Below are 12625 nucleotides of genomic sequence, written 5' to 3'. Positions count from 1 at the left end.
AAGGCAAAGTTGTTACACATGCGCGACGTTAACGACGTTTACCAATAAATATTCGAATAAAGAGCGCTGGTAAGGCTTAACGTCTCTACCGCTTTATTACTTTCAAGCTTGGAATGGGAACATGATGCGACTGGCTCAACTGGCCTTAGTGATGGCCTCGACTTTGACAATCGCTTCGCCGGCTTATGCTCTGCAAGAGCAACAGCAGTCAATGACGGTGGAGCAGATCTCCGACAAGATCACGAGTTTGCAAAATGAATATGATAACTATACGCAAACGGTGCAACGTCTTATAGACGAAGCCGAGCAGCTGGAACAAAAGCTAACCTCGCTGCGCGAACGCAATCAAACGCTCGAGAAACAAAGACAAACTGCGTTGCAAGAAATGAACAACCGCTATCAACAGCTGGTGGATGATCCGACAATTGATATTGCGGGTGCTCAGCAAGCGTATAAAGAAGCCGTTATGGCTCATCAGCAAAACAAGAAAGATATAGCAACACAGATTCAATTAGTTGATGACAAACAGCAAGAAGTTGAGGAAGCGCGAGTCAGCCGTCACGCACTGCTCAATGAGATCGAGTCGCTGAAAGATCAGCGCGAGGTGGCTCGTGTAGAGCGTTTGGAACGTGAATTCAACCAAACGGGTGAGCTCGAAGTGAGTCAGTCGATTGTGTGTGACCGTGAGGAAACACTCAGCCAATGCGAGACGCGTGGTAAATTATTAGCCAAACAAAAGGCCTCGAAGCAATACCTCAACGAAATCGTAAGTGGCTTGAGCGAGGCCGAGCAGGCTCGTCAAAACCTTGAGCAAGTGAGCCCCAATGTTCAGATCCTAGGCTCCAAGACAGTCAGTAATGGCTTTAGTGGACAAGGAAACTACGGTGTAAAAATTGCTGTTGAATTACGTGGACAGCTTCCTCGTGCACAAGCTTGCCGATTGCTTGAAATCGACGCGCGATACTGTGTCGTTGAAAATGCCGAACAGGCCAGCACAACCCAGACGAATGCAGGCTCATCGAGCGATGCTGTCATGCATCCTCTTACTTTGCGCTCGAACGTGTACGACGATGAAGTGTTAATTGATGGCGTCAGCTATGGCTCAACACCCATTGAGATTATGTTGCCTCGTGGGGAACACCGCGTTGAAGTTCGTAAGTATGGTTATAGTTCATACAGTGACGTCATTCGGCTGAGCGATGCGCAATCTATTCGCGCTGAATTAGAAAAATCGGACTACTCGTTTACGCGTGGTGAAAAGGTTCAAGACATTTTATTTCGTGATGTCAGAGGACCTGAACTTGTAGTCGTACCGGCCGGTAACTATCAAATGGGCGACTTAAGCGGTGATGGTTTACCTAACGAACGTCCTGTGCAAACCGTAACGATTGACGGACCTTTTGGTATCAGTGATACAGAGGTGACGGTGGGAAAGTTTCGTGATTTCGTTAATGATACCGCCTATGTCACAGAAGCAGAGAAGAACGGTAATTGTGCTGAACTGAACAACGGCATGCCGAAAATGGACGGTACGTTAAATTGGCGCAGTCCAGGATTTCAGCAAACAGAGAATTCACCGGTTGTCTGTATTAGTTATGAAGATGTAAAGGCATACACGGACTGGTTGTCAGACAAAAGCGGTTTCGATTACGATATCCCCTCTGAGAAGCAATGGGAATATGCGGCTCGCGCTGGCACAGAAACTGACTTTTGGTGGGGAGATGACGTTGGCGTGAAAAACGCTAACTGTCGCCACTGTGGGTCTGAATGGTCAAATGAGCGTTCAGCACCTGTTGCTCAATTCGCGCGTAATCCGTGGGGATTGTTCGACACCGTAGGTAATGTCTGGGAATGGACTCGCTCTGAAGACGGACAAGTTGTCCGTGGCGGTGCATGGAACTTTGCACCTAGCCTAGCGCGTGTTTCGACGCGAATGGAACTTCCAGCAGATTTTAGTTCTAACTATATTGGGTTTCGGGTAGTACGAGCGCAATAATGTGCGCTTGATTGCAGTTTTTAGCACTTTTTTTAGGGATTTACCGCTACATGTTTAAGAAAATTCGCGGCTTGTTTTCAAACGACTTATCCATTGACTTGGGTACTGCCAATACGTTGATTTATGTAAAGGACGAGGGCATCGTGCTCAACGAGCCATCTGTCGTGGCTATTCGACAGGAGCGCTCAGGTGGACCTAAAGCAATTGCAGCCGTGGGTGCAGCAGCGAAGCAGATGTTAGGCCGTACTCCTGGCAACATCAAAGCGATTCGCCCGATGAAGGATGGTGTTATCGCCGACTTTTATGTGTGCGAAAAAATGCTTCAGTTCTTTATTAAGCAAGTGCATGACAGCCATTACTTTAAGCCAAGCCCACGCGTATTGGTTTGTGTTCCTTGCGGCTCGACGCAAGTAGAGCGCCGCGCAATTCGTGAATCAGCGTTAGGTGCTGGCGCACGTGAAGTTCACCTTATTGACGAGCCTATGGCTGCCGCGATTGGTGCCGGCTTACCAGTATCTGAGGCGACGGGTTCGATGGTTGTTGATATTGGTGGTGGTACAACAGAAGTCGCGATTATTTCATTAAATGGTGTAGTTTACTCATCATCTGTTCGTATTGGTGGTGACAAATTTGATGAAGCCATTATTAATTATGTACGTCGTAACTTTGGTGCGTTGATTGGTGACGCGACAGCGGAACGAATCAAACACGAAATCGGCTCCGCATTCCCAGGTGAAGAGCTGAAGGAAATCGAAGTGCGCGGGCGTAACCTAGCGGAGGGCGTGCCGCGTTCGTTCACACTCAACAGCAATGAGATTCTCGAAGCTTTACAAGAGCCGTTAATGGGTATCGTTAGTGCCGTGATGGTTGCACTTGAGCAGTCGCCACCCGAGTTAGCGTCTGATATTTCGGAGCGTGGAATGGTTCTAACAGGCGGAGGGGCTTTACTTAAAGATCTCGACCGTTTGTTGATGGAAGAAACCGGCATCCCTGTTGTGATTGCAGATGACCCACTCACTTGTGTAGCACGTGGGGGCGGTAAGGCACTTGAAATGATCGCTATGCACGGCGGTGATTTGTTTAGTTACGAGTAAGTCAATTTAGGTGGGGTGTAGTTAGCGCACAGATGAAAACCTTATTCACTCGTGGACCCTCATTACTATCCAGGCTAGTGCTCGCACTAGCCTGTTCGTTTCTATTGATTTTTGTCGACCATCGACTGCAAGCGATGCAGCCTGTGCGGATGTTTCTGAACTCCTTGGTCACACCCGTCCAGTATTTAGCCATTTTACCAGAGCAAATCCTAAGTAACTTTTCTGAGAGTGTTAAAAACCAAGAACAGCTTGCTGAAGAGAATCAAGCGCTGAAAAAGCAAATGCTTGAATTACGTGCTCAGCTTCAACAGTTGCAATTCATTAGTAACGAAAATAAGCGTCTACGTGCACTTCTGGGTTCAGAACAACGTCAACCGAGTCGGCGTATGGTAGCTGAAGTGGTAGCGGTGGCTTCGGAGCCGTTTAGCCAACAATTGGTGATCAACAAAGGAACGCTCAATGGCGTCTACGAGGGACAACCGGTTATTGATAGCAAGGGTGTGGTCGGCCAAATCCAAGATGTTGGCAGTAACACAGCCCGTGTGCTACTGATCTCTGATCAGAGCCATGGCATTGCGTTACGCGCCGAGCGAAATGATATTCGGGTACTCGCGCAAGGAACCGGTGAGATTGGCAAGCTGCAGCTTATGTTTGTGCCACACAGCTCCGAACTTGCCGAGGGAGACTTACTGATGACCTCCGGGTTAGGGGGCGTGTATCCAGAAGGCTACCCGGTGGCGCGTATCACGCATATCAATCGCAACGAATCACTGCCATTTGCCGAAGTGACAGCCGATTCAATCAGTGCACTCGACCGCGTGCGAACGGTATTGTTGCTATGGCCACAAGGTGCCGAGCAAGCGCCGATTTTTGAGGATCAGAAATAACCATGTTTAAGCACGGATTAATACCGCTCGTACTCACGTACTTAGTTGCACTGGTATTGATGGTGATGCCGATGCCTGCGAGTATTGATGTGTATCGACCCGATTGGGTGACGTTGGTATTGCTCTATTGGATTATCGCGCTTCCGCATCGAGTGAGCCTGGGTACTGCACTCGTCCTTGGCGTGTTAACCGATATTTTGCTGGGCTCCGTGCTGGGCGTGCATGCGCTCGGAATGGTTGTTGTGAGCTACTTCGCTGCCCGCCACTTTCAGCGTATTCGCAACTTCTCGCTACCCCAGCAGGTGATATTAATCGCATTTTTAATATTGATTAAGCGACTCATCGTGTTTCAAGCAAATGTGTTTATTCATGATGCACAATTCACATCAAGCTACTTTTGGCCAGCGCTGACGTCGGCATTGTTTTGGTTTTGGCTGTTTCCTCTGTTACGCAAAATCCGTCGTCGCTTTGGAGTTGTTTAATGCAGTTAGTCCTCGCCTCTGGTTCACCTCGTCGACGTGAGCTATTGCAACAAATTCGTGCCGACTTTGTCTGTTTAGCAAGCGATATTCCGGAACAACAAGGTACACATGAAACGGCATCGGCATACGTTAAAAGATTAGCTTACGAAAAAGCGATTGCATCTGCTAAACAATATGGCGCACCCTGTATCGTGATAGGTTCCGATACGCTTATCGATCGCGATGGTGAGGTTATGGAAAAGCCGCGAGACCAAGCGCACGGTATTGCAATGCTACGCTCCCTAGCCGAACGTACCCATAAGGTACGCACAGCCGTTTGCATCATGTATTATGATGGCAATGCGCCCAGCTTGGTTCAAAGAGAAGAAGTGACCACGGAGGTGAGCATGGGCGCTATCAGCGAGTCAGCAGCGTTAACTTACTGGCAAACTGGAGAACCTCTAGATAAAGCGGCAGGTTACGCGATTCAAGGCGGAGCAGCCCGTTGGGTTAAACGGATAAGCGGGAGTTATACTGCGGTCGTCGGTTTGCCTCTTTACGAAACCGAACAGCTTTTACAGGCCGTCGAAGCCAAACTAGGATGAGACCATGAGCGTAGAAGTACTAATGAATGTGACGCCCACCGAGAGTCGAGTGGTGTTGGTTGAGAACGGCATTTTGCAAGAAGTGCATATCGAACGCCAAGTCAAACGTGGTCTCGTGGGCAATATCTATATGGGCAAGGTATCGCGGGTGTTGCCGGGCATGCAGGCAGCGTTTGTAGATATCGGCTTAGATAAAGCAGCTTTTCTGCACGCATCGGATATTGTGACAACACTGGACGGTGGTGAAACGATTGAGCGTGAAGAGAAGTCACAGTTGAATATCACTCAGCTTGTGCACCAAGGCCAGCCGATTATGGTTCAGGTTGTTAAAGATCCGCTGGGTACAAAGGGAGCACGGCTTACCACCGATATTACGTTACCGTCCCGTTATTTGGTTTTCATGCCACAGAGTAATCACGTTGGCGTATCACAACGCATTGATGATGCCGATGAACGTGAACGCCTACGTTCGATTGCGGAGTCACTCAGTCACGATGAAGGCAAGTTCATCGTCCGAACTGCGGGCGAGGGTGTTGACGAGGGTTCGCTAACAAGTGATGCAGAGTTTTTAACACGCTTGTGGTCGCAGATTAAGAAGCGCAAAAAGTCGCAACGCCGGGTCGGAATTTTATATGAAGATTTAAACCTCTGTTGTCGCGTGCTGCGGGACTTTGTCGGTGAGGCGATAGAGCGCATTCGTGTCGATTCTCGCACCACACTCGATCAACTGAAGTTATTTACTAAGGATTTTATTCCAGAACTAACGCACGTGTTGGAGTATTATCGCGGAGATCGTCCGATTTTTGACCTGTTTGATATTGAAAATGAAATTCAGCGTGCTTTAGATAGACGCGTCGAATTGAAGTCGGGTGGGTCATTAATTATTGATCAGACCGAAGCGATGACGACTATCGATATCAACACCGGTGCATTTGTGGGACATCGAAACCTCGAAGAGACGATATTCAATACTAATATTGAAGCCACCCAAGCCATAGCACGGCAATTACGCTTGCGAAACTTAGGCGGTATTATCATTATTGATTTTATCGATATGCAAGATGAAGAGCATAAGCGGCGAGTTCTTCATAGCCTTGAACAAGCATTAAATAAGGATCGTGCTAAGACCTCGATAAATGGCTTTACCACACTCGGCTTAGTCGAGATGACGCGTAAACGTACACGCGAGAGTCTCGAACACGTATTGTGTGGTGAGTGTCCGGTATGTCGCGGACGGGGCTCAATGAAAACCGTTGAAACAGTATGTTATGAAATTATGCGAGAAATTGTCCGCGTGCACAAAGCCTATGAAGCCGATAAATTCGTCGTTTACGCATCCGCACCGGTGAGTGAAGCTTTGTTGAATGAAGAATCTCATGCATTGGCTGAACTTGAGTTGTTTGTTTCGCGTCAAATAACAATACAAACAGAGCCGCTCTACAACCAAGAGCAATTTGATGTGGTGATGATGTAGTGACTTTAAAACGCGCAATAAGCTGGAGTTTTCACAAGCTGGTTTGGTTATCGGCCATTTTATTAGTGGTGGCTGCCGTACTGCTGAGCTTATTACGCTATGGATTGCCTTATTTTCCTGACCTCACTAAACCGTTAGAAAGGCAAGTGAGCGCAAGTCTTGGGCAACAGGTTCATATTAATCAATTAGCATTATCTTGGCGTCAACAAGGCCCCGCCATCGAGTTATCAAACTTCAAACTCGGTGACGCCGACCATGACGCGCTCAGTGTTGATGTGGGTCGACTTTGGGTGGTTATTGATTTCTGGGAATCAGTGGCCGAGCGCCAATGGGTACTGCAACAGTTTATTCTTGAGCAGGCAGATATTCAATTAGATCTGCGGCGTTTGACACAGGGTGAGAGTGAAAGCGTAAAGCTTGATCAAGTCGAGCAATTATTTCTGAATCAATTAGAAAGCTTTTCCTTTCAGCAAAGTAGCTTGCATGTAACCCCGCTCAGCGGCAACTCACGAACCATCGATATCGAAAGGTTATCTTGGAGTAACCGAGGTAGCATCCACCAAGGTGTTGGTCAATTCAGAGTCAAAAATTTTACGCCGAATCGCTTAAACTTCGTGTTGCAACTCGAAGGGCGTCGTTGGCGTGATATGGTCGGTCAGTTTTACGTAGACTCACGCGGGATAGATGTGAGTCCTTGGCTCGAAAAACAAATTCCTGGTATCGACATCACCGACTCAAATGTCAATTTTACGGTGTGGTTGGATATTTTCCAAGGTCAAGTATCGAAGGCTTTGATGCGGATCTTGGATAATCGTTTGACGATGCAACGAGACAATAGAGTCGTTGATTTACATATACCGTCGGGTGAAGTACAGATGGAAAGACACGGTCAGGGGTGGCTTATTAACAGTACCCCAATGACCGTCGAAGTCGACAACAATTCGCTGGAATGGCCAGCAATGCGCGTGCAAAGTATTGCGGATACACTGAGTGCCAGTATAGAACATTTGCCGCTGTCGAAACTGACGCCGCTTTTGCAATTAGTGGATGATGGTGGGCTGACATATCAGACAGTGCAGTCGTCTGGCCTTGAGGCTGAGGCCGATCTCTATTTGCGGAGCGATGCTAAGCATCCATGGCACTGGCGAGCAGAGCTCAATAATGTGAGTGCCTCTGGTTCAGACACAATTCCGGCCTTTTCACCTTTATCTATGATAGCTGAGGGCGATCTCCAACAGGCGCATTGGACGATTCAAGCACCGCAGTTAACAATTACCAGTGATCATCTATCCGAACAACGTGCTTGGCAACTGAATAACGTAGCAATAGGTGGCTCCGCTGACTATGGCTCTGACGGCTGGCAAGTGGCATGGCAAGATAGCCAACTTGCAATTGCCGATATGCAACTTGAAGGGCGAGGTGTTTGGCGCTCAAACGAGGCGCTAGGTCCAGGGTTTGAACTGGCATTGCTTAGCAAACAACCCTTTGCTGTGGACTCGTTGAAAACGGCATTACCGGATGTGATGGGGGAAGGGCTCAAGCGTTACTTATCCGGCGCATTAGCGGAAGGCGCGGTAAAGCAAATGACGCTGGCATGGCGAGCCGAGCACTTTATGCTTCCTCGCAATATAAATCAGGGGGTTTTTAATGCAAGTGTGCAGTTCGATACGCTGACTTATCGTTTTCAGCCCGATTGGCCAGCTCTGCAGGAACTACCACTGACGCTCGATTTTTATCAACATAGTTTGAACATGCGAGCTTCACAGGGACGTATCAATGGTGTGACGATCGAACAAGTCAATGCCACTATTGCTGATTTACTCGATCCAAGCCGTGGTTTACAGGTTAACGCAAAAGTCGCTGGACCGGCATCGTCCGTACGCTCGGTGTTTCAGCAGTCACCGTTGACCTCGGTCGCTGAAGTGTTTAACCAAGTGATGCCTGAAAGCCGCATCAGTGGTCAGTTTAACCTCGATATTCCATTTGACGGTTCGCGAGAGGTTGGGGTTGATGTGCAAGCCGACTTAGCGGGTAACCGAGTCTATATCGCGGCGATCGATCAATGGTTTGATGTTCAGTCAGGTACCTTGTTGATAGACGACCAGCAAGTCGCGACCGAGAATCTTGTGCTGAAATGGTTTGGACGTCCCTTCGCTAGTAAGGTTGTTGGTAAACCTCAATCAGAGGGTTATCACCTGACGGTTGAAAATGAATTAGATTGGCAACTTGAACCGCTCTTCAAAGCGCTACCGAAACAGGGATGGGCGCGTTATTTTTATGGTGCAATCAATGGTATCGTCAATGTCGATCTGAATATTCAGGATGAGGTTCAGGTATCGGCGAATTCACAACTCGATCTTACTGGGCTCGAATCACGGCTCCCGGAACCTTTGAATAAGGAGTTCGGTGAAAACTGGCAATTAGATGTAAGTCTCGATGGTAACGGCAACGATCTAGCACTCGAGGTAAAATCTGGTGACCGTTTGCGCTGGCGAAGTGCCTGGCAACCGGGTGTCCCCCAGTGGCAGTATGCAAGCCTGACCATTGGCGATAGGACATCGTTGCCGGACCTCAATAGTGAAGCGACCTTTGATATTCGTGCCTACTTACCGAATCTAGCCATCGGTCAATGGTACGACTTGCTGTATTTCATAAGTGATTCGTTCGCCGATGATGGCCCATCAAATGCCAACAGTGAGCAGTCGCTAAGTGCTTGGTATCTGCCTGATTCTATCCGCATCAAAACCGATGCTCTTTCATGGGGACAGCAGTCGTTTAATAATGCTGATATTGATATTTATCCCGAAAAGCGTGTTTGGCAGGCGCGCATTTTGGCAGATAACTTATCAGTGAAAGCAACGCTCCCCGAAGCGTTTTTAGAAGATCCCATTGAGGTTAATGCAGATTTCGCGCAGCTCAATACCAGCACGCCGGCGAATACAACTTCTGAGCCTGCTGACTCCTCCGACTACGAGTGGGTCAGCCGCGTTCCGCCGCTCAACATTACTTGTAAGGTGTGTCGTTTGGATGATCACCATTTAGGGCGAGTACATGCTGAGTTAGTTCCTATCCAAGGGGGCATTGCACTCAATCAACTGAAAATGACGACGGAAACGGAGCAGCTTGAGGCGTCGGGTTTTTGGATGGTCAGTGAAGGACAGCCGTTAACACAACTAAGTGGTGAGTTGACAACCAGTGATATTGGGGAATTGTTACGAGAGTATGGCCTTGAAACCGCGATTCGTGATAGCTCAGCTAAGGTCAGTTTTGGTGTACGTTGGAACGATCATCCTCATCAGGTGGATTTCGATACCTTATCGGGAGCACTTCAGTGGGACTTTGGACAAGGTTACTTGGCTGAGGTCAGTGATGGCGGAGCACGACTTTTTTCTCTACTAAGCTTAGATGGTATCTTGCGTAAACTCACTTTGGATTTTCGTGACGTGTTTTCGCAAGGAATGTTCTATACCGACCTCAATGGAAGCGTGCAGATCGCGCAGGGTGTTTTGACTACCAATGATACGCAATTATTTGGGTCCGCCGGCGATATGGCGATTCGTGGCTCGACTGATTTAGAGACGCAGTCGTTAAATTATGAGTTAACTTACGCCCCTAAAGTGACCTCTAGTTTACCTGTGATTTTGGCTTGGATGGTTAATCCACCGAGCGGATTAGCGGCACTGCTCATTGACAAGGTGCTGCAAGACGCCAAAGTTATCTCATTGTTGCGCTACCACGTCACTGGTACTATTGATAACCCTGTCGTTCAAGAAGTTGAACGAGACAGCCGCCCTGTGGACATTCCAGAATTGGAAAAAGATAAGGAGGCAAACAATGACGTCACCTCTACTCAGCGCAATCCAACTCAGTAGTTTTAAGACGCCCACTGAAAACCTTGCTCTGCTTGAACGTTTATTAGAACAATTGCCAGAGCAACGCCCGCAACTGGTAGTGGTTCCTGAAGCGTTTAGCTGCTTTGGTGCTGGCGACCGAGCTCAGTTAGATATGGCCGAACCTGTTGGTAATGGACCCGTACAACAACGCTTATCTGAGCTAGCTAAACAGCATGAAATATACCTTGTCGGTGGCACCATTCCGCTTCAGGCGGGCGAACGCTTTGCAGCAGCCAGCTTGTGTTATGGGCCCGACGGTCGCTGCCTGGCGCGTTATGATAAAATCCACTTGTTTGATGTGGACGTTGCCGACAACACGCGGCAATACCGAGAATCCCGCTGGACACGTGCGGGAAGTTCGATTGTCACCATCGACCTCGGCTTCGCTGTGGTCGGTATGGCGGTGTGTTATGATTTACGTTTTCCGGAGTTATTCAAAGCGCTGCGTGCCAAGGGCGCCGATATTATTTTATTACCCTCAGCATTTACTGAGGTAACAGGTGCAGCACACTGGCATCCGCTGGTGAGAGCGCGGGCGATTGAGCAGCAAGTGTATATGTTGGCACCCAACCAATACGGTGAAGCCGCCAACGGACGACGTACCTATGGACACTCGATGATCGTTGACCCCTGGGGTGAAGTCGTAGCCGAGCAAGCCGATGGAGAGGGCGTTGTCAGTGCCTATTTTGACAGAGAAAAATTAGAGAACATTCGCGCGCAAATGCCTGTCGCGGATCAAACGCGTCTAGCGGTGAGTGCTAATCTAAATGAGGATGTATGAGCGATAAATTGAGTTGGATAAATGAATTACCTGTGACTGAGTCGGATCTCGCTAGAGCGCTGGGTACCTTGTACAACGGCGATATCGACTTTGCTGACATTTATTTTCAAGGCAGTGTCAACGAGTCATGGGTATTAGAAGACGGCATTATTAAAGACGGTGCATATCACAATGAAACGGGTATGGGTGTCCGTGCCATACAAGGAGAAAAAACAGGCTTTGCTTATGCTGACGAGATTACTCAGCAAGCACTCACACAAACGTGTAACGCGGCACGCGGCATTGTTCGGCAAGGTCAAAGTAAACAGGTCAAGGCGTGGACTAAGCAGTCGGTAGCGGCACAGTATGCCGCTAAGAACCCACTGCAGTCACTCGAAGAGGCGGAGAAAATTGCGCTGTTGAAGCAGGTGGATGCCCATGCGCGTGCGCAAGATAAGCGTGTATCTCAGGTGGTTGTTAGTCTCTCGGGCAGTTACGACGACGTGCTTGTTGCAGCGACTGACGGCACGTTTGCTGAAGACCACAGACCACTAGTCCGCTTAAACTGCTCTGTCATTGTTGAACAAGAAGGGCGACGAGAGCGGGGTTCAGCAGGAGGTGGCGCGCGCGTCAGCTATGAGTACTTCTTTAAAGATGAAGAAGGCACACCCCGCTGGAAAGCGTTTGCTGAAGAAGCGGTTCGCCAAGCATTAGTAAACTTAGAAGCCATTGCCGCTCCGGCAGGAACGATGCCAGTAGTACTTGGTGCCGGCTGGCCGGGTGTATTGTTGCATGAAGCGGTTGGGCACGGACTTGAAGGTGACTTTAACCGTAAAGGTTCTTCGGCGTACGCGGGTAAAATAGGTGAAAAAGTGGCTTCGGAACTTTGTACTATCGTTGACGATGGCACCTTAGCCGATCGCCGCGGCTCGCTAAGTATTGACGACGAAGGCACACCTGCAGGGCGCAATGTGCTGATCGAAAATGGCATCTTGAAAGGCTACATGCAGGATAAAATGAATGCTCGTCTGATGGGCCACGCGGTGACGGGTAACGGTCGTCGCGAGAGCTATGCACACTTGCCTATGCCGCGGATGACAAATACTTACATGCTACCCGGTGAGCACCAGCCCGAGGATATTATCGCGTCTGTGAAGCGGGGGATTTACGCGCCGCACTTTGCTGGTGGTCAAGTCGATATCACGTCGGGTCAATTCGTGTTTTCGGCATCAGAAGCATACTTGATTGAGGACGGTAAAATTACTCAACCTATTAAAGGCGCGACTTTAATTGGTAACGGGCCCGAGGCAATGAGTAAGGTCTCAATGGTGGGTAATGATTTAGCGCTCGACCAAGGTGTCGGTGTGTGCGGCAAGGATGGTCAGAGCTTACCGGTCGGCGTCGGTCAGCCAACGCTGAAACTAGACGCTATGACAGTCGGTGGTACTGACTGAG

9 protein-coding genes are annotated in these 12625 nt (G+C 48.9%); all 9 read left to right on the top strand.

The window, feature by feature from the left end:
* The first annotated feature begins 121 nt into the window (after window positions 1–121).
* Genes AC3AP5_RS10350 through tldD form a run of 9 tightly spaced genes read left to right on the top strand, consistent with a single transcriptional unit; the run spans window position 122 to window position 12624 of the window.
* Window positions 122–1996 (top strand): SUMF1/EgtB/PvdO family nonheme iron enzyme, encoded by a 1875-nt coding sequence (locus AC3AP5_RS10350; protein WP_487326662.1) that lies wholly within the window; start codon window positions 122–124, stop codon window positions 1994–1996.
* Between the two features lie 50 nt (window positions 1997–2046).
* Window positions 2047–3090, top strand: coding sequence for a rod shape-determining protein (locus AC3AP5_RS10345; RefSeq protein WP_006956882.1), 1044 nt, complete (start codon window positions 2047–2049; stop codon window positions 3088–3090).
* A 32-nt stretch (window positions 3091–3122) separates the two neighbouring features.
* Window positions 3123–3977, top strand: a complete 855-nt coding sequence (gene mreC / locus AC3AP5_RS10340) for a rod shape-determining protein MreC (RefSeq protein ID WP_286681514.1) — start codon at window positions 3123–3125, stop codon at window positions 3975–3977.
* Window positions 3978–3979: 2 nt separating this feature from the next.
* The gene (gene mreD / locus AC3AP5_RS10335; RefSeq protein WP_006956880.1) at window positions 3980–4459 is read left to right on the top strand and encodes a rod shape-determining protein MreD; all 480 of its coding nucleotides are present in this window, start codon (window positions 3980–3982) and stop codon (window positions 4457–4459) included.
* The gene (locus tag AC3AP5_RS10330) at window positions 4459–5043 is read left to right on the top strand and encodes a nucleoside triphosphate pyrophosphatase (protein ID WP_286681513.1); all 585 of its coding nucleotides are present in this window, start codon (window positions 4459–4461) and stop codon (window positions 5041–5043) included. Before mreD ends, AC3AP5_RS10330 begins: the two co-directional genes overlap by 1 nt.
* Window positions 5044–5047: 4 nt before the next feature.
* Window positions 5048–6517, top strand: coding sequence for a ribonuclease G (rng, locus tag AC3AP5_RS10325; protein WP_006956878.1), 1470 nt, complete (start codon window positions 5048–5050; stop codon window positions 6515–6517).
* On the top strand, window positions 6517–10389 hold the full coding sequence (locus AC3AP5_RS10320) for a YhdP family protein (RefSeq protein ID WP_487326661.1): 3873 nt from the start codon (window positions 6517–6519) through the stop codon (window positions 10387–10389). The genes rng and AC3AP5_RS10320 overlap by 1 nt, the downstream gene beginning before the upstream one ends.
* Window positions 10352–11191 carry a carbon-nitrogen hydrolase family protein gene (locus AC3AP5_RS10315; protein WP_006956876.1) on the top strand — a complete coding sequence of 280 codons (840 nt, stop codon included), beginning with the start codon at window positions 10352–10354 and terminating at the stop codon, window positions 11189–11191. Before AC3AP5_RS10320 ends, AC3AP5_RS10315 begins: the two co-directional genes overlap by 38 nt.
* Complete coding sequence (gene tldD / locus AC3AP5_RS10310) at window positions 11188–12624, top strand: metalloprotease TldD (RefSeq protein WP_006956875.1); 1437 nt, start codon at window positions 11188–11190, stop codon at window positions 12622–12624. The genes AC3AP5_RS10315 and tldD overlap by 4 nt, the downstream gene beginning before the upstream one ends.
* Window position 12625 lies beyond the last annotated feature (1 nt).

The organism is Idiomarina sp. D18 (assembly GCF_057748155.1).
The sequence above is the reverse complement of the archived record's forward strand: the minus strand, read 5'-3'. Positions and strand labels throughout refer to the sequence as shown.

What these genes read in the sequence shown, in the direction of transcription:
- AC3AP5_RS10350 (WP_487326662.1), top strand. Translation starts at nt 122, where the DNA reads ATGATGCGACTGGCTCAACTGGCCTTAGTGATGGCCTCGACTTTGACA.
- AC3AP5_RS10345 (WP_006956882.1), top strand. Translation starts at nt 2,047, where the DNA reads ATGTTTAAGAAAATTCGCGGCTTGTTTTCAAACGACTTATCCATTGAC.
- mreC (WP_286681514.1), top strand. Translation starts at nt 3,123, where the DNA reads ATGAAAACCTTATTCACTCGTGGACCCTCATTACTATCCAGGCTAGTG.
- mreD (WP_006956880.1), top strand. Translation starts at nt 3,980, where the DNA reads ATGTTTAAGCACGGATTAATACCGCTCGTACTCACGTACTTAGTTGCA.
- AC3AP5_RS10330 (WP_286681513.1), top strand. Translation starts at nt 4,459, where the DNA reads ATGCAGTTAGTCCTCGCCTCTGGTTCACCTCGTCGACGTGAGCTATTG.
- rng (WP_006956878.1), top strand. Translation starts at nt 5,048, where the DNA reads ATGAGCGTAGAAGTACTAATGAATGTGACGCCCACCGAGAGTCGAGTG.
- AC3AP5_RS10315 (WP_006956876.1), top strand. Translation starts at nt 10,352, where the DNA reads ATGACGTCACCTCTACTCAGCGCAATCCAACTCAGTAGTTTTAAGACG.
- tldD (WP_006956875.1), top strand. Translation starts at nt 11,188, where the DNA reads ATGAGCGATAAATTGAGTTGGATAAATGAATTACCTGTGACTGAGTCG.